This window comes from Bacillus sp. FSL W8-0519, from assembly GCF_038005585.1.
In the GTDB taxonomy this organism is placed as follows: domain Bacteria; phylum Bacillota; class Bacilli; order Bacillales; family Bacillaceae_G; genus Bacillus_A; species Bacillus_A paranthracis.
The window spans coordinates 1,764,289-1,788,616 of record NZ_JBBOTL010000001.1 but is presented as its reverse complement, the minus strand read 5'-3'; the positions used below and the strand labels follow the sequence as shown (position 1 = coordinate 1,788,616).

The 24,328-nt window shown below is 33.8% G+C and carries 22 protein-coding genes, 1 pseudogene and 1 riboswitch; of the genes and pseudogenes, 6 read left to right on the top strand and 17 right to left on the bottom strand.

From position 1 onward, the window contains the following. Position 1: 1 nt before the first annotated feature. The 7 genes from nagA to NST14_RS09300 all read right to left on the bottom strand — a co-directional run bounded on the left by nagA (position 2) and on the right by NST14_RS09300 (position 7,687). Positions 2 to 1,165, bottom strand: a complete 1,164-nt coding sequence (gene nagA / locus NST14_RS09330) for an N-acetylglucosamine-6-phosphate deacetylase (RefSeq protein WP_001110428.1) — start codon at positions 1,163 to 1,165, stop codon at positions 2 to 4. Between the two features lie 6 nt (positions 1,166 to 1,171). After that, a complete protein-coding gene (locus NST14_RS09325; protein WP_000924262.1) occupies positions 1,172 to 2,359 on the bottom strand; it encodes an SIS domain-containing protein in 1,188 nt (395 codons plus the stop codon). Between the two features lie 77 nt (positions 2,360 to 2,436). After that, a complete protein-coding gene (locus NST14_RS09320; RefSeq protein ID WP_000560690.1) occupies positions 2,437 to 3,156 on the bottom strand; it encodes a GntR family transcriptional regulator in 720 nt (239 codons plus the stop codon). A gap of 164 nt (positions 3,157 to 3,320) precedes the next feature. Further along, positions 3,321 to 4,586, bottom strand: a complete 1,266-nt coding sequence (locus tag NST14_RS09315) for a Gfo/Idh/MocA family protein (RefSeq protein WP_000626886.1) — start codon at positions 4,584 to 4,586, stop codon at positions 3,321 to 3,323. A gap of 26 nt (positions 4,587 to 4,612) precedes the next feature. Then, a complete protein-coding gene (locus NST14_RS09310) occupies positions 4,613 to 5,446 on the bottom strand; it encodes a carbohydrate ABC transporter permease (protein ID WP_002163696.1) in 834 nt (277 codons plus the stop codon). Next, a complete protein-coding gene (locus tag NST14_RS09305) occupies positions 5,439 to 6,383 on the bottom strand; it encodes a carbohydrate ABC transporter permease (RefSeq protein WP_000389885.1) in 945 nt (314 codons plus the stop codon). The genes NST14_RS09310 and NST14_RS09305 overlap by 8 nt, the downstream gene beginning before the upstream one ends. 53 nt (positions 6,384 to 6,436) lie before the next feature. After that, positions 6,437 to 7,687, bottom strand: coding sequence for an ABC transporter substrate-binding protein (locus NST14_RS09300; protein WP_048557500.1), 1,251 nt, complete (start codon positions 7,685 to 7,687; stop codon positions 6,437 to 6,439). Positions 7,688 to 8,122: 435 nt separating this feature from the next. On the opposite strand from NST14_RS09300, the gene NST14_RS09295 reads away from it, so the two are divergent. The 3 genes from NST14_RS09295 (at position 8,123) to NST14_RS09285 (ending at position 11,259) form a co-directional block, all read left to right on the top strand. Beyond that, a complete protein-coding gene (locus NST14_RS09295; RefSeq protein WP_048557499.1) occupies positions 8,123 to 8,986 on the top strand; it encodes a PucR family transcriptional regulator in 864 nt (287 codons plus the stop codon). A 102-nt stretch (positions 8,987 to 9,088) separates the two neighbouring features. Then, positions 9,089 to 10,192, top strand: coding sequence for an ABC transporter ATP-binding protein (locus NST14_RS09290; protein WP_000829438.1), 1,104 nt, complete (start codon positions 9,089 to 9,091; stop codon positions 10,190 to 10,192). A gap of 602 nt (positions 10,193 to 10,794) precedes the next feature. Then, the gene (locus NST14_RS09285; protein WP_229142985.1) at positions 10,795 to 11,259 is read left to right on the top strand and encodes a hypothetical protein; all 465 of its coding nucleotides are present in this window, start codon (positions 10,795 to 10,797) and stop codon (positions 11,257 to 11,259) included. A 19-nt stretch (positions 11,260 to 11,278) separates the two neighbouring features. On the opposite strand, the gene NST14_RS09280 is transcribed toward NST14_RS09285, so the two are convergent. The 4 genes from NST14_RS09280 to NST14_RS09265 all read right to left on the bottom strand — a co-directional run bounded on the left by NST14_RS09280 (position 11,279) and on the right by NST14_RS09265 (position 15,957). Then, positions 11,279 to 11,557, bottom strand: coding sequence for a hypothetical protein (locus NST14_RS09280; RefSeq protein ID WP_000905836.1), 279 nt, complete (start codon positions 11,555 to 11,557; stop codon positions 11,279 to 11,281). Positions 11,558 to 11,586: 29 nt separating this feature from the next. After that, positions 11,587 to 12,849, bottom strand: a complete 1,263-nt coding sequence (locus NST14_RS09275; protein ID WP_229142984.1) for an MFS transporter — start codon at positions 12,847 to 12,849, stop codon at positions 11,587 to 11,589. A gap of 195 nt (positions 12,850 to 13,044) precedes the next feature. Next, positions 13,045 to 14,457 carry an S-layer homology domain-containing protein gene (locus NST14_RS09270; RefSeq protein WP_048551857.1) on the bottom strand — a complete coding sequence of 471 codons (1,413 nt, stop codon included), beginning with the start codon at positions 14,455 to 14,457 and terminating at the stop codon, positions 13,045 to 13,047. A gap of 255 nt (positions 14,458 to 14,712) precedes the next feature. After that, positions 14,713 to 15,957 (bottom strand): N-acetylmuramoyl-L-alanine amidase, encoded by a 1,245-nt coding sequence (locus tag NST14_RS09265; protein ID WP_000797228.1) that lies wholly within the window; start codon positions 15,955 to 15,957, stop codon positions 14,713 to 14,715. A gap of 170 nt (positions 15,958 to 16,127) precedes the next feature. Between NST14_RS09265 and NST14_RS09260 the strand changes: the two genes are divergently transcribed. Then, positions 16,128 to 16,613 carry an 8-oxo-dGTP diphosphatase gene (locus tag NST14_RS09260; RefSeq protein ID WP_000070007.1) on the top strand — a complete coding sequence of 162 codons (486 nt, stop codon included), beginning with the start codon at positions 16,128 to 16,130 and terminating at the stop codon, positions 16,611 to 16,613. Positions 16,614 to 16,642: 29 nt separating this feature from the next. Here the strand turns inward: NST14_RS09260 and NST14_RS09255 are convergent, their stop codons facing one another. The 3 genes from NST14_RS09255 to NST14_RS09245 are packed head-to-tail and all read right to left on the bottom strand — an operon-like array spanning position 16,643 to position 19,791. Next, complete coding sequence (locus NST14_RS09255; RefSeq protein WP_229142983.1) at positions 16,643 to 18,268, bottom strand: YndJ family protein; 1,626 nt, start codon at positions 18,266 to 18,268, stop codon at positions 16,643 to 16,645. A 5-nt stretch (positions 18,269 to 18,273) separates the two neighbouring features. After that, positions 18,274 to 18,879, bottom strand: a complete 606-nt coding sequence (locus NST14_RS09250; protein WP_229142982.1) for a DUF4166 domain-containing protein — start codon at positions 18,877 to 18,879, stop codon at positions 18,274 to 18,276. Positions 18,880 to 18,882: 3 nt separating this feature from the next. Then, positions 18,883 to 19,791, bottom strand: a complete 909-nt coding sequence (locus NST14_RS09245) for a DoxX-like family protein (protein ID WP_000676654.1) — start codon at positions 19,789 to 19,791, stop codon at positions 18,883 to 18,885. Between the two features lie 191 nt (positions 19,792 to 19,982). After that, a riboswitch (Lysine riboswitch) is annotated at positions 19,983 to 20,169 on the top strand. 199 nt (positions 20,170 to 20,368) lie between these two features. Between NST14_RS09245 and NST14_RS09240 the strand changes: the two genes are divergently transcribed. Both NST14_RS09240 and NST14_RS09235 read left to right on the top strand, forming a co-directional pair. After that, entirely contained in the window at positions 20,369 to 21,598 is a 1,230-nt protein-coding gene (locus tag NST14_RS09240; protein ID WP_229142981.1) for an aspartate kinase, read from the top strand. Between the two features lie 349 nt (positions 21,599 to 21,947). Then, a complete protein-coding gene (locus NST14_RS09235) occupies positions 21,948 to 22,403 on the top strand; it encodes a VOC family protein (protein WP_000041939.1) in 456 nt (151 codons plus the stop codon). Between the two features lie 207 nt (positions 22,404 to 22,610). On the opposite strand, the pseudogene NST14_RS09230 reads toward NST14_RS09235, so the two are convergent. The 3 genes and pseudogenes from NST14_RS09230 to asnA all read right to left on the bottom strand — a co-directional run. After that, a pseudogene (locus NST14_RS09230) lies at positions 22,611 to 22,952 on the bottom strand (helix-turn-helix domain-containing protein); the annotation flags it as partial. Positions 22,953 to 23,080: 128 nt separating this feature from the next. Next, positions 23,081 to 23,194, bottom strand: coding sequence for a helix-turn-helix transcriptional regulator (locus NST14_RS09225; protein ID WP_000051967.1), 114 nt, complete (start codon positions 23,192 to 23,194; stop codon positions 23,081 to 23,083). A gap of 142 nt (positions 23,195 to 23,336) precedes the next feature. Then, positions 23,337 to 24,320, bottom strand: a complete 984-nt coding sequence (gene asnA / locus NST14_RS09220) for an aspartate--ammonia ligase (RefSeq protein ID WP_000284909.1) — start codon at positions 24,318 to 24,320, stop codon at positions 23,337 to 23,339. Positions 24,321 to 24,328 lie beyond the last annotated feature (8 nt).

Below are 24,328 nucleotides of genomic sequence, written 5' to 3'. Positions count from 1 at the left end.
CTCAAATCCTCTCTTTATTCTTTTTATATTTCATTTCTCCCCCTACAACTGTTCCTATAAGATCTAAATCCTCTGTTAATATAAGAAAATCAGCTCTTTTCCCTGGTGCTATACTTCCAATTTCATTATCAACTCCAATACTTTTAGCAGGAATTAACGATCCCATATGAACACATTCCCATAACGATGCATTTGTCCATTTCTCTATATTCTTCACACCATCAATAAATCGAAGTGTACTTCCTGCTAAAGAACCCGCCTCTGTTCGGGCAATGCCGTCTTGCACTTGGACAACAAATTCTCCTAAATTATATGTGCCATCCCCTAATAAGCCCGCTCGCATACAGTCACTAACTAAACAAGTTTTGTCGTATCCTTTACATTTATATAAAATATTCACTACGCTTGGATGTACATGATGTCCATCTACAATGATTTCACCATACACATGCTCAGTTGAGAGTACCGCTCCAACAACGCCAGGTTCACGGTGATGTAATCCTTTCATTCCATTAAACGTATGCACAAAAATCGTCGCTCCTGCTTGAATCGCATTCTGGCATATCTCATAGTTTGCATTCGTATGCCCAATTGCTACATGAATATTCTTTTTCACAGCATGATGTATACACGCAATAGCACCTTTCCTCTCTGGTGCCATGGCAATTTTTTTAATTGTCCCTTCTGATGCAACAATCCACTCCTCTAACATTTCAATGGTTGGATCAATAAAATATTTAGAGTTTTGTGCACCTTTATAGACCTCCGTAAAACAAGGTCCCTCCAGAAAAGCTCCAATAATATTGGCCCCATCCACTCCTCTTTTTTTTGCATGAGCTATATTTTTTAAAGCTTTCATTATATTTTCCGAAGAATCAGTTAATGTTGTAGGTAAAAAACTCGTAACACCATTTTCCAATAACATAATAGAAATATTGTTTAACGATTCATATGTGCTATCCATTACATCATGTCCCGCTACACCGTGAATATGTGTATCCACAAATCCTGGAGAAATAATACTTCCTTCAAAATCCATTACTAACGCTCCGTCTACTATTTCTTCAACATGTTTTAGAAAGTAGCCATTTACAATATGTAAATATCCACCCTCACGAACACCATCTTCTAGTAGATACATAGATGCTTTGACATAGTAGTTCATAAATTGCTATTCCTTTCCTTTATAAGGATGTACTGTTACCCCTCGAACGATACGATTTACACTTCCACTTGGACAAGGGTTATCTGGAGTAATCCCTAATGCAATAGATTTATATAACGCTAAAATTTGTCCGTATAATATATAAATAAACGTAATATACATGTCATCTTTCAGATTGCGTCCGTCATTGCATAAAAATGTATTTGAATTTCGCCTTGCTTCCTGATTATCTTGATGTGCTATAACAATAATCTCGCTTCTTTCTTTCTCTTGAAAAAGCTCTTTTAATAAATCAAGATCATATTTTTTCGTATACTCATCATTAGATAAAAATAATACAACAACTGTATCCTTATCTAAAATTGATTTCGGTCCATGCCTAAACCCAAGTGTTGTGTCAAACGTAACTGGGATACGACCAGCAGTTAACTCTAAAAATTTTAAAGCAGCCTCTCGAGAAAGTCCCTCGAATACGCCTGATCCTAAAAATACAATTTTACGAAATTCTTTTTCTGCAATTCGTTGAATTTCCTGTTCTTGTTTTTTGATTACATCTTTTCCTAATCTTACAATATCCATAATGCTAGGTTCTAAAAGATGGGTCTGATTATAGTTACATAACATAAGTGCAGTTAACATCATAGAGGTAAAACTTCCTGTCATTGCAAACCCTTGATCGTTTGCCTCCTGTGGCATATACATAACAAAAGCGTTCTCTTTATGCTGAAATTGCTTCGCTAAATTTCCTTCTTCATTACATGTTAAAATAATATGATAAACTGAATGAATAATTTGTTCTCCTAATTGCGCTGCCGCTACACTTTCTGGACTATTGCCTGAGCGAGCAAAAGACACTAAAATTGTTGGGATGTCTGGCTGAAGATAGTAATAAGGACTTGAGACTATATTTGTTGTTGGAATGCTTTCAATATGCATTTTCTTTAAATCCGTAATCCTTTTTACATATGGAACAATTGTGTCTCCAACAAAAGCGGATGTCCCTGCACCAGTGAAAATAACCCTCACTTGTTCATGATCTCTTGAAATACGTGAAAAGAAGTCTATAATTTCATGATGTTTGCTTTGAAAATTCAAATATACTTGCTCCCAAAGATCTGGCTGTTGTGCAATTTCTTTCGCTGTAAAACACGCTCCATATGTTTCTCTTATTTCATCATTTGCATGTAATAACATTTCAGAACCCCCTTAATATTAGTCCACATCTTATCACGTCATCATTACCAGTTGAATTACAATAAGTATAACTATACTTATTGTAATTCAACTGTGTAAGTAAATTTATCTCCTCTTGCAATGGTCTGTGTGTATTCAATTATATTTTCTTTCGCATATGCAATACGTTCTAGAGATAAAGATGGTTCATTCTTTTCAACTTGTAGCCATGTTGCATGCTCTTTTTCTGCTGCAATCGCTTTGAAACTTTCCACCGCACGTGTGATATGAACTTGGTATTTTGTACGGAAAATCTCGTACATTGGTGTTTCTTCTAATTCTTTCTTCGTTAAATATGGAAAGAACTTTACAGGAATATAAGATGTTTCAAATAGCATGGGTTCTTTATCAGCTAACCTTAATCTCGTAATTTGATATACCTCTTCTCCATTGTTAAGATTCATAATTTTCGATATTTTTTTATCGCAATGAATTATGGAAAATGATACGACTGTTGATGATGGAACCTTTCCAAATTTTTTCATTTCTTCTGTGAAACTATAAAAACGGACAAGACTTTGATTAAATACACGAGGTGAGACAAAACTCCCTTTACCATGTTTTTTATAAATATATCCTTCTTTTTCTAATTCTTGCATCGTCTGCCTTACTGTTGTTCTACTTACATCATGAATCTCGCATAGTTCACGTTCTGATGGAAGCTTATCATGTTCTTGTAAATTCCCAGTTTCAATTTGCTCCACAATAATATCCATTAGTTGGTAGTATAATGGTGTTCGATTATCTTTTGCAATCATGTTTTACTCCCTCATCTATAAAGTTGTTATGACCAGTTTATGGCTATTATATCGAATGAAAATAGGAATTACCATTACTTTCTCACAGAGAAAGATAAGCTTATTCTATCTGTTAAAATTTACTTGAATCGTATATTTAATTTGTTTCTTTATATGCACTCTTCTTACTTTGCTAGATTCATCGATTGTTGTAACTCTGTCACATATTGCTTAAGATTTACTGTTTCACCCGTTATTCTTGATCTTTCAGCAGCAAATGCAATCAAATGACTATTTGCCGAAATCATTGCAGACGTTAAACTTTCTGTTTTATTGCTTTTTACCTTTTCGATAAAATCAGTCATAATTGCATTATCTGCTCCCATATGTCCACCTTCTATTGTTTTTGGGTAAATCGTTTCAACTTCACCTGAAAAATATTTGACCTTCAATTCATTTAATACATCATGACCATGAATTTCACCATGTGTTCCCATAATTTTAAACGTACGGCAACACTCTTTTGTAAATGCAGACATTGTAAAAGCAACTGTTACATCATTATCAAACAGCAAATTTACTACTTGATGATCCACAACATCATTGTCACAATGGTACACACAACGCCCATAAGGTCCCTTTTTTAGTGCCTCCAGTCTATTTTCAATGCTTGTATCAATAGAAACTACATTCGCTGGCCATTCATCTCTCTCATGTAAATACCATTTTAAAGCAGAATATTGGCAGTTTCCCTCAACTTCACAACCATCTGTACAACGTAACGTCGAACCCTTAGGTGCATGTTCGGATTTAAAATGAGTCAAACTTCCAAAAGATGAAATCTTTTCACACTCTGCACCCACAAGCCATTGTAGCACATCCATATCATGACAACATTTTTGCAAAATCATTGAACTTGATTCAGACTTATTACGCCAATTCCCTCTTACAAAACTATGTGCTTGATGCCAATGACCGACATTTTCATTCCATTGAATTGAAACGATATCCCCTATCTTCTTTTGATCAACAATTTCTTTTAAAGTCCTATAGAATGGTGCATACCTTAACACGTGACATACTGTTAATAACACGTTATATCTCGTGGCAGCCTCTGCAATTTCCAATGTCTCTTTAGGACTTGGTGACATTGGTTTTTCTAATAAAATTTTGTATCCCTTCTCAATCGCTTGCATTACAGGTTTATAATGAAACCGGTCGGGCGAACAAATAAGCAATACATCACAAAGCTTTTCTTTCGCTAATAACTCTTCCCATGTTTCAAATTGCATATCTTCCGAAACGTTATGCATTTCAGAGAATTTCTGTCTTTTTGCATTATCCAATTCTGCAACCGCAACAAAAGTTATCTCTGTTGGATGTTCTAACGCGTAAGAAGCATAAGCGTACATTCCACGACTTCCTGCCCCAATTAATGCCGCCGTAATCATACATATCCTCTCCTATTCTATTATTCTTATTTTCCACCTGTAATTGTAATTCCTTCAATAAATTGTTTTTGTAAAAAAATAAACAATAACAACATTGGTAAAATCGCTAAAAATGATCCCGCCATTAGCACAGGATAGTTTGTTGCATATTGCCCTTGTAGTGAAGATAAACCAACTGATAATGTCATCATATCTGGTGAATTATTTACAATCATCGGCCACATCAATTCATTCCAAGACCAGAGTGTTGTAAATATACCAAGTGCAATTAAACCTGGTTTCGCAAGAGGCAGCATAACATACCAATAAATTTGGAAGTGATTGCAACCATCTAATCTCGCCGCTTCTTCTAGTTCCTTTGGAACGCCCATAAAAAACTGACGCAATAAAAAGGTACCAAATGCACTAAATAACCCAGGTACAATTACCGCTTGTAATGTATTCAACCAATCCAGTTTTACCATAATTAAATATTGTGGAAGCAAAAACACTTGAGCTGGAACCATTAGGACGGAAAGAGTTAGTAAAAACAGTACATTTCTACCCGGAAATTGTATTCTAGCAAAAGCATAAGCTGCTAATGAGCATAAAAACAACTGCCCAATCGTTCTAGCTATTGTAACAATTACAGTATTCATCATAAATTTTAAAAATGGTAATAAGTTGAATATTTCCGTATAGTTACTCCACATAAATTGAGATGGGATAATAACTGGTGAAACTTGAACAGATTCTGCATAAGTCTTTAGAGACGTTAATATCATCCAAATAAAAGGACCAATGGTTAATAAGGCACCTATGATAAGTATTGTATGAATCATAATTTTATTTTTATTGACTGCACCTACTCTTTTATTCATCATAATGCACCCACTTTTTCTGTAATATCATTTGAATCGCTGTAATGATTAATATAATAATTAATAATACAACTGCTATGGCTGCCGAATATCCTTTTTCATTCAAAATAAAGGCATTTTGATAAAATAAATAAACAATAGATTGTGTATTTTCAATTACATTACTTGTTCTACCAATCATCATAAAGATGAGATCGAATACTTGAAATGCCCCAATTAAAGACATAATCGTTACAAAGAAAATAACTGGCGATAAAAGTGGCAATGTAATCTTAAAGAAAATTGTAATTGGCCGGGCTCCATCCATAATTGCTGCTTCATAGTATGTTTTAGGGATGTTTTGGAGACCAGATAGAAAAATAACCATGTTATATCCTATCCCACCCCAAATCGCAACTATAATAATTGAATATAATGCAATGTTAGGGTTGGTAAGCCAATTAGGACCATCAATTCCAAAGCATGATAACATGTAATTGAGTAACCCATAGTCAGAATTATAGATCCATTTCCATACCATCGCGATTGCAGCAGGCATTGTAATAACAGGTAAAAAATATAATGTTCTATACAGGGATTTCCCTTTAATGTTTTGATTTAATAGCACCGCTAATATGATGGATAAAAATATACTGATTGGAACAGTAAGCACGATATAAATAAATGTATTTTGAAAAGCCTTTCCTAAATCTTGATCAGTAAACATCTTTTTATAGTTTTCTAATCCAATCCATTCATAGCTACCAAACGCATCCCACGCTGTAAAACTAAAATAAATATTTTGCAAAATTGGCCACATATAAAAAATGAATAACCCTAGCATAGTTGGGGCAATCATGACATATGCCCATATATAATCTAATTTCTTTTTCTTTTTATATTTTTTTTGTATATGTGTGTGTTTTTGCTCCACTACCTTTATTGATAGATCCTCCATCTCTTCACTCCTCCCATAATTTTTGATTTAAAGTAAGGAGAGGATCCCTCTCCTTATTTTTTAGAAAGAACTTCATTTGCCTTCTCTGTTAATTCTTTTGTTGCATCTTCAACATTCAATTCTCCTCCCCATACCCTTTTTAATACTTTTGTTTCTTGCTCCCATAAAGCTCCTGTATTTTTCACACTCGGTAATGGGTAAGAATATTCAAGACCAGTGATATACGCTTGTAAATTCAAGTTTGGAACGGATTTAACCCATGCTTCTTGTGTTCCATTAAAAGCAGGAATAACTGTTCCAGTTTCTGCAAACACATCTGCTGCCTCTTTAGAACCTAAATATTTCACAAATTCCCAAGCTGCATCCGGATATTTTGTTTTCGCTGAGATGACATTTGCTAGACCATGAATCATAACAGCTCTTTCTTTCCCTTTTGGCATAACAGCAATATTTAAATCAGGATTTTTCTTATATTCTGGTACCATCCAAGGCCCATCAAAAATCATCGCTACTTTACCTGATAAAAACAAATCAGATGCTGTTGTCTCTGTCATTTGAGCAAATGTTGGTGATAATCCTTCTTTAATAAAACTAATGTTATAATTAAACGCTTCAATTGCTTGTGGTTTATTAAATCCTACTGTTTTTTTATCTTTAGAAAGAACATACCCTTTATTTTGGTAAATGAGATCATAATAGCCACCTTGATTTCCCATTGCTGCTGCAAATCCCCAAACATCTTTTTCCTTTTTCGTCAATTTTTTTGCAGCTTCTTTCATTTTCTCCCAATCCCATGAATCATCTGGATATGCTACTCCAGCTTCATCAAATAATTTTTTATTATACCAAAGTGCCGTTGTATCAAAATCTTTTGGAATACCGTAAGTTTTATTATCTACTGTATATAAATCAACTAAAGATTTCGGATAATTTTCCAATTTATACTTATCCTTTTTCGCTTTATCATCCAAAGGCATCAATACTTTCCCCGAAGCGTATTTCACAACATTTGGTCCATTCATCCAAAATACATCCGGCAATGCATTTCCTGTTGCTGCCGTTTCAAGCTTCTGAAAATACTGCCCATACGCTGTTAATTCTATTTTCACCTTAATATTCGGATGTTTTTCATTAAACTGTTGAACCACTTTTTCCACTGCTGGTAGTTGTTTCTTATCCCAAAGTGCATACCGTAATTCTATTTTTTCATCTTTAGATGACGTGTTAACTTTTTCGCCACTGTTAGAACATCCTACTATTGCCAATAGCAATGTTGACAAAAAGATAATAAACCACTTTTTCATCCCTTTTCCTCCTCTAGAAACAATCATCTATATAACATAATCTTTACTTATGTTTCTTGTAATTCACTGACGACAAATTAAACTAATATAATCAACTTTACAAAAGATTTGGAGCACCTTGTAAATAAAGCGTTTACAAACGAATTTTATTCATTTATAAAAACAATGCTCGTCTCTCCCTTCCCTATCAATTTTAGTAGACTTATGTCATTACCAGTTGAAGGAATAAACTATCATTGATATATTATTTATACATATACCAATTTGATCACGACATGATGTTGTCATTACCAGTTGTTATGAAGTATAACACTATCACTTTTTCCTCTGCAATATATTTTCTGAATTTTTTAAATTTTCATCACGAACTGTATTAATCCATTATCCCTATATAATTTGTTATTAATAAATAATATAAAGATAAGGAGTGTTGATATGATTCAACAATTAAAAAAATATTACGCTAAAGATATAAAAATTAATGAAGCCATACTTTCTGAAGATTACAGTTGGTTTTTGATTGACGGGAATAGAGTAGGAATTCGTAAATCTCGCTTACATAAACGGGAGTGTCAATTGCTTTCATCCCTCTTAACTCCCATCCATACTGACACATGCTACGAAACAAAAATAGAAAAGTATTGGTACGAAGCGTTATATCAGAGTAAAGATATTCAAATAACATCTGTACGCTTTTTACATTTCTTCACAACACATCCTATAACGGAACGAGAAGAATTTCATAATGCTTTACATTCAATACTTGGTTTTGATACTCCTACAATATGGGAAACTTTACAAACTGGAGTCCTCATCTTAACAGAAAATATATCTGAATATAGATTACAAACAGCCCTTGATACGCTAGAAACAGATTTTTTTATATCCTTATCCTTTTTTGTCGGCAGACACTACACCCAAACCAATCAAGTTTCTCACTTGTATCAATGGGAACGAAATTTATTTTCTTATCTTTCTCCCTATTTATCAAAGAAAATTACATACATTGAACAACTTCTCCCTTATCAATTAATGACCTTATTACCAAAAGAAAAAAGAGAAAAATATACAAATCGTTTATTGGAAAAAGTTTCCAATGATAAAGAACTAATAGAGAGTATTAAAGTATTCTTCCAATGTAATTTAAATGTATCACTTGCGGCTAAACAATTATATTTACACCGAAATACTTTACAGTATCGAATTGACAAATTTATTGAAAAAACAGGATTGAATATAAAAACATTTGAAGGTGCTGTGGCTGTTTATTTGGCTTTTCTTTCTTTGAACATCTCGTAATTTTGCATAAAAAAATTAACTTTTTTTGTGCAACTTACCAATTCACCTTACATTAAATAAAACTTATAATTCAGTTAATTATAAAAATAGGGGTGATGTATAATGGCCGAACTCGTATTAAATCATATTTTCAAATTATACGATAATAAAACAACTGCTGTTTCTGACTTCAATTTACATATTCAAGATAAAGAGTTTATTGTATTTGTTGGCCCTTCTGGTTGTGGAAAATCAACTACTCTACGGATGATTGCAGGTTTAGAAGACATTTCTGACGGCTCATTTTATATTGATGGTAAACTTATGAATGACGTCGCTCCAAAAGATCGTGACATTGCAATGGTATTTCAAAATTACGCACTATACCCACATATGTCTGTTTACGATAATATGGCGTTTGGTTTAAAATTACGAAAACTACCAAAAGATGAAATTAATCGTCGTGTAACTGAGGCAGCAAAAATATTAGGTCTTGAAGATTATTTAAAGCGAAAACCAAAAGCATTATCGGGTGGACAGCGCCAGCGTGTGGCATTAGGAAGAGCTATCGTTCGTGATGCAAAAGTATTCTTAATGGACGAGCCTCTATCCAATTTAGATGCTAAATTACGTGTAAGTATGCGTTCAGAAATTTCTAAGCTTCATCGCCGCTTAAACACAACTACTATATATGTAACACATGATCAAACGGAAGCAATGACAATGGCATCACGCCTTGTTGTGATGAAAGATGGTATCATACAACAAGTTGGTACACCAAAAGAAGTTTATGATACTCCTGAAAATGTTTTTGTTGGCGGATTCATTGGTTCTCCAGCTATGAATTTTTTTACTGGAACATTAAAAGATAACTATTTTCATATAGAAAACATTCGTTTTAAAGTACCAGAAGGGCAATTAAAAAAATTGCAGAAAAAGGGATACAATAAAAAAACACTTATACTCGGTATTCGTCCAGAAGACATTCACGATGAACCAATTGTCCTTCAATCTTCTCCCGATTCAACTGTCGAAATTAATGTTGAAGTTGCTGAACTATTAGGTGCTGAGACTATGATACATGGAAAACTTGAAAATCAAAGTTTTGTCGCACGAATTAATGCTCGATCAGAACTGAAAGCTGGCGATAAACTTTCAGTAGCCTTTAGTTTAACAAAAGCACATTTTTTTGATAGTGAGACAGAACTACGTATACGTAACAATTAAATACACTTAATTGATTATTCTAAAATTAGATGTACAAAAAAGCTGTGTAGTATGACCTTTACACAGCTTCCTTCTTTAATCCCTTAAACATACTATTACTATTTAACCTTATGATGAGAGAATTCTTCTCTTAAACATTTTGATATTAATCATTTTATTTGTAGGGTTAAGGGGATGACCGTCCGTTTAATTAAAAACAAATGAACGCTGTTAGTATCACATACCATTGCCATATCAAACTCGTTACATATCCCTTCAACCAACACCTTAAAACATTCTTCTATTATCATTTATTTCCGAAAAATTAAAATAAAAAATCTGAAGACACTATCTAAACTTCGGATACTTAAAGTACCACGATCCTTACGGTTTTTAGTAGTATTTCGGATCCAACTTCCCTTTCATTTCATTCCATGCCTAAAGGCGGATCGGCTTTCTTGTTTAGAAAAAGATGTAATAAAACTAAGTACAAGCATAGCAAATAATATAATAACTCCTAACCCAATATTCATAAAACGAATCCCTTACATTATATGGTATAACTTAACATAAAGAGAAGATAATAATAAATAAATCCGTTACAGAATGGGAGCTCTCAAAAAATGAAACGAAAAATATTAACTCTCTTTACGCTTATATGCTTAGCACTACCAATACAAGCTAGTGCATACACATTTCAATCACTACCAATTGCATCAAAGTCTAAACAATGGTATATCGAAATTGATAAATCTCATAACGTAAACAAGCAAGCAATCCAGCCAAAACAAGGTGTATTTGATACATATAGTTTACTCGTAAAAAACATCGGTCATGATGTATCAAACGTATCCGTGGAAATACTTGATAACAATCCTACCTCTAAAGCTACCTTTAAACCTACTACACCTAATGAAAATATTTCTAAAAGTCATACAAGCTTTGACTACATGGTATTCCCATTAGACTTTAATAGCCATAATTTTAAAGTTGTGATTACTTGGGAAGAAAAGAACTTTTCTTACAACAGCCATCCAGTAAATGAAAGTAAAAAAATGAAACAAACATTTGTATTTAATGAAGAGTAAGCCCTAATTTAATTAGGGCTTACTCTTCATTTACAAAACCAGTTTGAATGGCTTCTGTCACTTCTTTTGTGATGTCCAGTTTTGTTGCATCGGTGCTAATTTTCTTATACCAAATATGCACGGAAGGCTTTTCGTTACAAAAATGTTTTATTAATACTAGTTGATTATATGCTAGCTTATTTTCTCTATGGGTAGCAATATAGACTGTGAAATTTTTTGCTTCAAAGATCTTTTCCTGCAAAGTATATTGGTTGTCCCATTCCTTTGCGACTATATCGTTCAAATTTTTTATAAGCATATAAGTCGTTCCCACCTTCCCTTATATCATCAATCAAATCTTCGAATACTCGGCACACATAATGCTACTCCAATTGTTACAAGTACTAAAATAGCTAATGTTATAATCGTTATCTCACCACCTATGACAGTAGCTAACCATCCTACAACTACATAACCTAGTGGCAATAAAGCAAATGAACCTAACATATCAAGGCTTGCCACTCTTCCAAATGCTTCTTCTGGCACGAGCTCTTGTAAACTCGTTTCCCAAATGAGTCCAAATATCATCATACCGAACCCTTCAATTGCCATTAATGCGATTAAAGCAGGTGCCCAAGTAATGAACGGCATTATTAAAAGCGCACAACCACTTATTAAAACACCACCATAGGCAAGTATTCCCCGCTTATACCACCGTTCTCTCCCGCCAAATATTAGCGCGGCAATTACAGCTCCAACACCAGAGGATGCCATTCCTAATCCATACACGTATGCTTCAAAATGATGATGAACATTAAATAACCATGGAATTAATACGACAATAATTCCTGCATAACAAATATTGATAAAAGAAAAAACTAAAATTGTAATCCATAGCCACGGATGACTTTTTAAAACGAAAACACCTTCCATAAACTCTTGTTTGTAATCGATTTTTCTTTTTTCAATCGTTTTTACTTTTTTAAACTTTATTTCCCTTAAAAATAATAAACAAAAAAATGATAACAAATATGTTACTGCATCTAGTCCAAACCCTATTCCAGCAGATGCAACTGAAACGATTAATCCTCCAAGAGCCGGTCCAATTAGTCGTATACCTTGATTACTCATTTGCGTTAATGCATTAGCTGCATTTCGAATGTCCGGTACAAATACTTTCGCTCTTACAGCCGCATACGCTGGTTGAAATATCCCTTCCATAAGTCCATATAATGCTATGAGGACATATAGAAGCGGAATTATTAAATCATCCATAAATATAAGTGTTGCAAGTAATAGCATTAATATGCAGCGAACTATATCTGTAAATAACATTACTTTCACTCGATCCATTCGATCTACGATTAATCCCGCAAACGGTAACGCAAGAATATTAGGAAGCATGTACATTGCCATAGTCATTCCCATTACAACTGTTGATCCAGTTAATGAATATACAACGACTGGCAAAATAACCATCGTTATCGAACTACCTAAAGTCGAAAGCAATTGCCCGATCCATAAAAATTTAAAATGTGGTGACGCTTTAACCGGCAATAACAATTTACCGATATAACTTAAACTTTTCTCTGTTGGTATTTCTCCTTGCATATACCTCTCCTCTTTTCAAATTAAGTTAACAATAAAACAAAAACAGAAAATTCAATCTTTAACACTTTTAATTATATATGAAACGGTTTAATTATTGGTAAAAACATAAAAAAGAAACTCATACTGAATCTAAAAATATTACATGTTAAATATAAATAAAAAAGGTGTTTTCATAAGTGAAAACACCTTTTTTATTTATAATTTTAAGTTCTTCTTCAATGTCCAATATTTTTCTTGCGCATTTTCAAATGAAAATTCTACCCAGCCATTTGGATCTTCACGATATACATTTACTTTTGTACCATTTTCTAGTTTTCCAACTTCATTTTGTGTCACATTTGGTACACTCTTAATTGGATTGTTAAACGGGAATGGAACTTGATAGTAAGATCCTACCGATTGGACAGTAGCTTTTGCATCTTTTGCATAATCTGTATAAGGAATCGCTTCACTTAATACTTCTACATTTAATGTATTAGGGTTTTTCGGTAGTCGTTTTGCATTTTGGTAATCTGCTTTATTAAAAGGCTTAATGCGTTCCATGATATTAGCGATTTTCCCAGCCCATGCTGTATCTGTTGAATACATAACATTCATTGCTGGCAATGTGTAACCTTTGAAATATCTTGCACCATCTTCTAAGTAGTTCTTTTTTACATAATCAGCGTTATATGAAATACTTAGTCCGTATGACGGTAAATATTTTGCATATGCAAATGGATCACGATCATATGCTCTTAAACCAAATAAATTATGTTTACGATATGCAATTTCTGATTTACCGTAACCAGATTCTAAGATTGCATGTGCAGCTAAGTATAGTGCATTCACACCATACTCATTTTGCGCTTTAATAAAGTCTTGTCCAATTCCAACTAACGGGCTATCTGGATGGAATCTTTGAATATAATTATCAATCTCTTGCGCTGTTACGTTAGATGGTAATGTCACATCTAGATTAATATATGATGGTTGTTCAACAGGAACATCCTTTTTTATTTGCATCGCTTTATATAAAAGTTGTGCATAGCCTTCACGCGTTAATACACCTGATGGATCAAATCCTCCAAGTCCATTCCCTGCCGCTACACCATTAGATTGCAATGCACTAATTGCTTCCTTTGCCCACCAATATGTTGCATCTATATCATCAAATGTATGTGGTGCTTTTACTTCTAATTTAAATGCTTTTTGCAAAATAACAGACATCTCCGCACGTGTTAATGATTCTTTCGGTCTAAACGTTCCTTTATCATCACCTACGAAAATCCCCATATCTGTTAATGCTAAAATTTCCTTTGGGAACATTGTCGTTCCTGCACTAATATCAGAGTATGGATTTTTATAATCACTTTTTGCTTCTGGTTTTAATGCGCGATACATTAATGCTGCTACTTGCTCACGAGTTACAACATCTCCGAAGCCGAATTTACCATTATCGTAACCTGCAATAATCCCTTTTGACGTTAAATCATTAATTGCTTCAAGTGCCCAATGATTTTTTGGAACATCTGGAAATTCTTTTGTAGATGCAAACGAAGTTGCTGGAGCCATCACTACTTGAAGCGCGACTGTCACTGCTAACACATTAGAAATAACTTTTTTCATAAATTTTTTAACACGTTTTTTATATGCTTGTCCCGTGTTAACTTGCCTCCCTTTATCGTATAATTTTCCCTATTAAACTAACACACTCTTAAATAGTCAACAGTAAAAGTATACGTGATAAAAATCAACTAATCTACCATTATTTTATTTATAATCAACATAATACGATATATCTTTTTATTTCGATACAAAATTACATAAAATCACATAAAAAGCCCATCTCTATGTAGACGATGGACTTAGCAATCAATATTGTTATTTAGCTAAACGATATTTTTCAACATCGAAACCTTTCCATTCATAATAATCTAAAATCCCAGCATAAACTGCCTCAGCAGCAATTTGTCTTCCTGATTCAGTAGCTAATTTACCATTATCTATATCATTATCAATAAAGGCAAGCTCTGTTAAAACTGCTGGTACTGTATTATTATTTACTACATAAAGTGAGTGATTGTCTTTTATATTTCTATCTCTTGTATGTAGTGCTTCTACTACTCTATTTTGAATTTTCTTTGCTAACACTTCACTATCCTTTTCAATCTGTGTCTCTTCTCCACGCTTGGATTTTTTATAATAATACGTTTCCGTTCCATGACCATCATGATTTTCAGAAGAATTTGCATGAATGCTTACAAATATATCTGCATTGTTCTCTTGACCAAATTTCACTCGATTCGCAAGAGATTCATTTTTGTTACTTCCTGGATTTCCGTTCTCTTCACGTGTTAATAAAGCTTTTAAAGGTGTATTTTTTTCTAACAACTTCTGTAATCTTAAAGATGTATCAAATACGATTTTACTTTCCTCTACACCTTGCCCTGGATTCCCTGGATCAAATCCTCCATGACCAGGATCAATAATAACTACCTTTTCTACTAAAGGGTTACCTATTTTAAGAGAATCTGCCTTTTTTATAAATTGAGCTGCCTCTGCTTTAGTTAGAATTTTTTCGGGCTCCCATTTGTCACCAGTTCCAATAGAAATCCCTAATTCAACTAGAATGTTAGCTTTTGCTTTACCCCAACTTTTTTCTAGATCACTAAATTTAGTTGCTGGAGTACCATTTACTTTAGAATCTAATTTGTAAGCTTCTACAATAAGAGAGGCCATTGAAACTCGGTCAATTTTCCCAGTGGGATCGAATACGCCCGCTCCTTTCCCTTTTACAACGCCAGCTTTTTCTACAGCTGCGATGAATGGGGTATACCATTGGTTTTGAGAATCACCGAAAGATGGTTTAGCATTTTTATCGATTGGTAAGTTTAAGATTTGAGCCATCATTGTAGCTGCTTCTGCACGAGTGATTTCTTTTCCTGGCTCAAACATTCCTTTTTCGTTACCTGTAACTGCACCTTTCTCTACTAAATAGTAAATAGAGTCTTCTGCCCAATGTTTAGCTGGGACATCTGGAAATTTTTTCGTTTGCGCGAAACTACTAGATGAATAAGATAATATACTAGCTGCAATTACTCCTGCTGCGATTATTCTATTTTTCATAGAATATATTCCCCTCTCAAGTACGATGTATTTATGTAACAGACTAATTATAGTTCTGAAAATTAGTAATAGTCAATTGAAAATTGTATAATTTTGTATTATTATTGTATTTTTTGTCATACATAACTATAGTTAAAAACTATAAGATTTTATTAAGAGGAGAGATTCATATGAGCAACAATTGGAAAGATATAGAGCACCGTATGTATACAATGTGTATGATTCAGCGGAATAACAAAGTATTGTTAATACAGCGCCCCAATCACCTTGGCTTCCCTGGTTACATCGCTCCCGGCGGAAAAGTAGATTTTCCAGAAAGTATCGTTCAAGCTACTAAACGGGAAGTAAAAGAAGAAACTGGATTACTTGTTTCAACTTTAACCTTTAAGGGATTAGATGAATACGTAAATCCGAAAGAAAATGTTCGATATATGGTATTTAACTATTGGACAGATTCATTTGAAGGTGAACTCCTTTCGAATCCTCCTGAAGGTAAATTATTATGGGTACCAATCGATACAGCACTAAATCTTCCTATGCAAGATTGGTTTAAAGAAAGATTTCCATTATTTTTTGAAAAAGGTACGTTTGAAATTCAACGTGTTTGGGATCGAGACTTAGATAAACAAGTCGCTATGACAATTACCCATACGTAAAAAAAGCTTGGAATCTCTCCAAGCTTTTCTTACTTCTCCTCTATTTTCTTAATCTCATAATCAATTTCTAAAAACTTAACTCCAAATATCCACATTTTATGGTTAGCTTCTAACATTTGATTGGTGCCCTCTTTAATAATAAACGTCTCAGCTAACGGTAAACGGATTGTAAAGAAACGAGTATGTATATAGATTCCCTCATCTCCCTTACCATTTCTTCTCAGCTTACTAGTAATAATTAAATTATTATTATCATTACGTAATTTTAAAACCCCCGTCATATTCGAATATGGTAGAGGCAATGCGATATTCATATATGTCTCATTCTTATACGTATGTTTTGAGTAAAGAGCTACAAAAATAGATGCTCCTGCTTCATTTTTCCTTAACCAAGCTCTTACATTCTCCCTTCCATCCTTCTCATCCATTATCCCTATGATAGAGCCGTGCATCGTTTCCCACTTGCCGCCCATTCCTAAATGTATTTGTCCTACACGCTTACTCATTTTCTCATAGCAAAATGCAAACGGGCGGAACCAGCGAGTCCATTTAATATGCGATTGTAATTCATACTCTGTTGTATTTTCATAAAAACGAATAATACTTACAGGAATCTTGGCCCTATCAAATATCCCACTATGGAAATCATTCATTTTATCAACTAAACCTTTGTATTCCTTGCTATCTATTACATTTCTGTTATGTAAAAATGCTTCACCAACTGTCGCCTCTCCTCTTAATCTGCTCATTGGTTTCCCGTAATATTTACAGTTCGGAACACTCTTTTCAATCATCCAGCCGACAAATGCCGGCAACGCTACTCCAATTCCATTAACAACACCGTGAATCCAAACCATTTGAGCAATTGTAATCGTCATTACATGTTTCAAATTCCCATACGAATATATAAGTGAAAACATAATTGTTACCATGAGCGTACTAGACGATATGATTAGGAGGATTTTTGCACTGATAGCATTAAATTTCGCCCGCCAAACATAAATTCCATACCCATAAATCGCACATAAATATAGGAACACTGCAAAAAATTCAAATACCCTTGAGTACGTAATTCCAATCGCAACTGTCATCGGTGAAATGACTATAATAAACATAATTGCATCATATACTTTACTGCTCTTTTCTCTCTTCCGCCCTATTAAACCAGCTGATAATGGCAATAGAAATGCAGAGTAATGAAAATGTGCAGCGGTAAGCAAAATGATGTCAGAACTAAAGTGCATAATGGAGAGTTTTGCTACAGAAGCAAAAAACCAAAAACCACCTAAAAACAAATAAATAAACGCACTATCGATAGCTGTCTCTTCTAACGGTGTCCATCCTCTTTCTAGTAATCTATTTATACCAAATAACGCAACGATCCCCGTATATACAAACCAAATTATCGCAAAGATATATTGATTTGTTACGAAAGCTAACATTGCACAAATCGCTGCTATCGGATATAAAAACGATACGGATTTATAAAATAATAAATACAATCCATTTCGTGCTCTTTTATCAATAATACAAAAAGACATCGGTATACATAACAAAATAGATAATAAAATAATTGCTTCAACTGGGTTTACATTTGACCACTCACATATTAGAAAAATAATATAACAAGCAAGCCCAACTATTATATTTTTCATATCATTTATTTCCTCTCCACAAATGTTCCCCTATATGAAAATAATGAACCAATTAACGGATTGCATACTTGTACATGAATTCGAAAGCACTGTTTTGTTTCATCATAACTTTCTACAATGTTGGCCTCTCCGTATAAGAATCTAGGTAACGGGATTTTTCTTCTAAACATGTAAAACCATTGTTTCTTTGAAGAAATATGCATCGCCCCCATCTCATCAATATGAAAATTCAGTGTAGAAACAAGTATGTGTGGTTCACCAAAATAATCTACAATTTCATTTTCATCGAATTTCATTACCGCATTAAAATATCTTTTCTTATTACGAAAGTAAAAAGTACGATTCCACCGCACAAGTTCATTTCCATGTTCATCTCGCTCAGCGGTATTATGTATTGTAAATGGCACTTTCTTCCCACGCTCAGGGAAAAACATTCGAAACTTCGATGCAATTTTTAATATCAATTTTACGAAAAAAGAACCTCCGTAAATTTCATCCATCTTTCCTTCTCCAGTAAAGCTATTTTCTTCTGTAATCTCATAGCGTTTCTGTAATTTTGGATGAAGTTTTTTATAAGCATCCCCTAATAGTCTTTCATACATATTAGCCATACATTATCCCTTTCTCTTCCTCTTACAATTTTTTGCACTTGGTAAATCAAAACTATTTATATAACCGACAATCGATACCCCCATTAGTAAAACGTTTAATGTGATTGGATTAAACGGCTCTGTAAAGCTTACGATATTCGTAAATCCTGCCACTATCGTTAAAGCTATTAACATAAAAATATGTAGTATAAATAATTTTTGTTTTGGAACTGGAAATAGCCATATGATACCAAAAATAATTTCTAACATCCCTATTACTTTAAGAATTGCAATACTATTTCCAGTTGAATCAATAATCGCAGAAAGCATCTTCATCTCTTCTGGATGACTGAAAATTATTTTTGGGAAGATCCCTTGATACATCCATACAAATGCAAATAAAAAACATACGAGCCAATATGTCATTGTTCTTCTAATTAGCAACCTAGGATGAAGCCCCTTTTCTAACCATAATTTTAAAGCATCAAAACTCCAAGCAGTCGCCCAGCCTAATAACGGCCGAAACATATAGAAATCTATTACATTCCCTATACGACCAAACCTCGTATCATAATCATATTGCGTCTCAAAATGAATGTGTTCTTTACGGGGTGTATACTTCCAATAACCACGCCCTATTTGAATAAGTGATAATTGATTTTCTGTCCAAAATTTTAAAGAAGAAATACGTTCTCCCGTTTCTTTTCTTATCTCACCTATCGATTCACCTTCTCCAGCTATTTCAAGTCCAAATCCGATTTTTGTTTTATATAAAAATTTCTGTGGTTCTCCTTCTTTTTTCTCTACATACGAAATTTCAGTAAAGCGGGCATCCCATTCTGTATGTATATGTGGTTCTTGCGTGTATTCCCATAATTTTTCCATTGTTGTGTTCATTTCTGCTGAAACATAAATAGGCTTTTTCCCTTTCATTCTTCCACCTCCAATGAACTATAATTTTAATGTACATGTAATAAATTTATTTTGCTACATTTTTCACAAACTTCCTCGTAAAAAGATAGAATTTTTAAAATATATATAAAACACTTGATTCCTCGAAAAATTTAAATTATTATAAAACAAATGTTACCAACAACTTCATAAATCAAACACTCTCGCCTAAAACGTGAGATAGAGGTTGCGATACTTATGAGTATTCTAATGGAGACACAGAGATGTCTATGAAATTAGATGAAAGGAAGTATTGCCGAAATCGATATATTTCTCTGTATGTATCGATTGGGGCTGTTTTCGAATAGAAACAGAACTGTCATATGTACAGACGTGTACGTATGAAGAGCTATCTACAAAAAAGAGATATCATTTTTATGGTATTCCTTTTTTGGCGGTTTTTTTATTAGCTCCGTTTTCTGTTTCCCTTTTCCTGTAACAGCACCATCCTCACTTATTTGAGATGGTGTTTTTTGTTTTTCTCTGGTAACTACAGGAATATTGGGATTTATATATGTCCTAATCTATTCTTAAAAATGGATGAAAGAAGGAATTCGTAATGGAAACGATTGTACAAAAATTTGGTGGCACTTCTGTCGGAAGCGTTGAGCGCATTCAACATGTAGCAAATTTAATTATTGAAGAATATGAAAGAGGACATAGTATCGTCTCTGTCGTTTCAGCAATGGGGAAAAGTACAGACGAACTTGTAGCACTCGCTAACGCGATTACAGAAAATCCGAGTAAACGTGAAATGGATATGCTTCTATCAACAGGAGAGCAAGTGACTATTTCATTATTAACGATGGCATTACAAGCAAAAGGTTATAACGCAATTTCATTAACAGGATGGCAAGCTGGTATTACGACAGAATCTGTACATAGTAGTGCACGGATTACTGACATTCATACGGATCGAATTCAGTCTTATCTTACTAAAGGTACCATTGTTATTGTAGCTGGTTTCCAAGGAGTCAGTGAAGATCTTGAAATTACAACGCTTGGACGAGGTGGTTCTGATACAACTGCGGTTGCATTAGCTGCTGCACTGAAAGCTAAAAAATGTGATATTTACACAGATGTGACAGGCGTATATACGACGGATCCACGAGTTGTAAAAGATGCTTATAAATTAGATGAAATTTCTTATGACGAAATGTTAGAACTTGCAAACCTCGGTGCTCGTGTATTACACCCGCGTGCTGTTGAGTTTGCTAAAAATCATAATGTCATTTTAGAAGTTCGCTCAAGTATGGAACAAGAAAATGGAACAATTGTAAAAGGAGAATGTAACATGGAACAACAATCAATCGTTAAAGGTATTGCATTTGAAGATAATATTACACGCATCACAGTGAAAGGATTGGAACAAGGCTCGCTTTCAACAGTTTTCTCTACATTAGCAGCGGCACATATTAATGTAGATATCATCATTCAAAGTATTACAAATGAAGGAACTGTTCATCTCTCCTTCTCCATCCATTCTAATGATTTAAAAGAAACATTAGGGGTATTGGAACAAAATCAAGAGGCACTTCACTATGAATCAGTAGAATATGAAAATCATTTAGCAAAAGTATCAATTGTAGGATCTGGTATGGTCTCTAATCCAGGTGTTGCTGCGAATATGTTCACTACTTTAAAAGAAGAAGATATTCATATTAAAATGGTAAGTACATCAGAAATTAAAGTGTCTGTCGTTATTGACCGCCTTCATTTAGTAACAGGTGTCGAGGCGCTGCATCAATCATTTATGGCGAAAATTGAGCCTTTAGTGCAGATGAGCTAATTTCTACTAGTAAAACTTAAAACAAATTATATGAATCTACTTCCTTCCTATATAAACAGAAAGCTATTTGCATATAGAGTAATAAGAAATGTATTTATCATTTAAATAATACACTTCATTCTATACAACGATCGGGCCCTTTAAGAGCATACAGCGTAGAAACATTTTTCGGGGAAATCGCGGTATTGTTTGTTAACAAGATACTATATGACATACTTAAAAACAGCTTGTCACATTTTCCTATACTGTGACAAGCTGTTTTTTGTTTGAAAGGAATTTGTAACTTTTTAATAGTATAATTAAGAAGATGATTAGATAATACACTTTTACATATAAGGAGATAAAGACAATGTCAAAAAATAAATTACTCAGAATGGACAATGTTAGCATCGTTGTAGAATCCCTTGATCATGCAATCTCTTTCTTCGAGGAGATTGGGTTAAAACTCGAAGGGCGTGCCACTGTAGAGGGTGAATGGGCCGGTCGCGTAACTGGACTCGGTTCGCAGTGCGTAGAGATTGCTATGATGGTAACTCCAGATGGCCATAGCCGAATTGAACTTTCGCGATTTCTTACCCCGCCCGCTATAGCAGATCACCGGGCAGCTCCTGTCAACGCCCTCGGTTATTTGCGCGTCATGTTCACCGTTGAAGACATTGACGAAATGGTATCTAGGCTTACTACTAAGCATGGTGCTCAGCTCGTTGGCGAAGTAGTTCAATACGAGAACTCTTACCGTCTCTGCTACATTCGTGGAACTGAAGGCATTTTAATCGGTTTAGCGGAAGAACTCGGTAATAAATAAGTAATTTTTTATAAGAAGTCTTTACTAAAGTAAAAATATTTGAAAGAAATTCTCGCTTCATAAAACTTAGATTTTAAACCCCGTCCTAGCTTGAGAACGGGGTTATGCTTGTTTGAACTTTTTAACATACTATTAACATCCTAAAATTATTATAAAACAATTTAGTTTCTTGTTATACTCTTTCCTAGGAAATATAACTTACTCTTCTCACTTTTTGTCATATATATCTTTTCTTTTAAAAAACGATCTGAACTCATTCAAAATAACTTTCTTCACATCCGAATAAAAAACCATCATGAATAGTGCAATTACTAATACAACCACCTGTATTTTTTCATAATCAATGAACGCACTCATAATTAGTAAACCAAATCCAATATAAAAACCAAAATCGTTCTCTTTCTCAAAATCCTCATCTTCTTCATCAATATGTATTTTTTCTTTAATGTTTTGATTCCCTTTTATTAACTCATCGAGCGTAATATTGTACATTTCGCTTAGTAAAATTAAATTATCAATATCAGGACAACTTTTATCATTTTCCCATTTACCCCGCTTTAACAGGCAGTAAATCTCATCAAAGCTTTTAAGCATAATCAAGGCAGCCAGATGCGATTAACTGCCTATAAAAGCCCGATTGGTTCAACTAATAATCAGTAGGATAAATCGCCCACTGATTAAAGTTTCACTTTATATACCGCTTGCCTCGTCACACCAATCTTTTTAGCAACATCCTCTTGTGAAAATCCCTTTGACTCTCGTAATTTTTTTAACTGCTCTCCTAAGCTCATAACATCCCCCTCCTTTAACAAATTATTACATAAAAAGAGATATAAAAGAAAGAAACCATTAGTAAAACTCACTGTAAACCATTCGTTTACAAAGTAAAAAAAGAGAAAACAGCTCTATATTTAAGCTATTCTCTCTCTTCTATTAAAATAGATGAATATTTTCTTTCTTGCAAGCTTCACGTAAATCATCAGGCCATACAGAAGATTGAACTTCACCAATATGTGCTTTACGTAAGAAGTACATGCACATTCTCGATTGTCCGATACCACCGCCAATTGTTAATGGTAGTATGTCTTCTAAAATACCTTTATGGAAATCATACTCACGTTTATAGTCTTCACCTGTTTTCGTTAACTGCTCATCAAGTGATTTACTATCAACACGAATTCCCATTGATGATAATTCAAATGAAGATTGTAGTACTGGGTGCCAGAATAAAATATCACCGTTTAATTTCCAATCATCATAATCAGCTGCGCGTCCATCATGCTTTTCACCTGAACGAAGTGCATCACCAATTCCGATAATGAAGACTGCACCGTGTTCTTTTGCAATTGCATGTTCACGATCTTTCGGTGTTAATTCTGGATATTTATCTTCTAGTTCTTGAGAAGTAACGAATACAATTTCTTCTGGTAAATACTTCCCAAGGAACGGATACTTTTCAAATAAGTGGTCTTCTAAATCTTTGAATATTCCATAAATTGTTAGTACTGTTTTTTGTAAATAATCTACAGTACGCCATTCTTTTTGAACGATTTTTTCCCAATCCCATTGGTCAACGTAAATAGAATGTGTTGCATCAAGTTCTTCATCACGACGGATCGCGTTCATGTTTGTATATAAACCTTCACCAGCTTCATATCCATATTCATGGAGTGCAAATCGTTTCCACTTCGCTAGTGAGTGCACAATTTCTAATTCTTCTCCTGAGTGTAACATATCAAATTCAATTGGACGTTCTACACCGTTTAGGTGATCGTTTAATCCTGATTTTTTCGTTACGAATAATGGTGCAGATACACGGAATAATTCAAGTCGTTTTGCTAATTGATCCTCGAAAAATGTTTTAACTTCCTTAATTGCGATTTGAGTCTCTCTTACTGTCATTAATGATTGATACATGGTGGTTT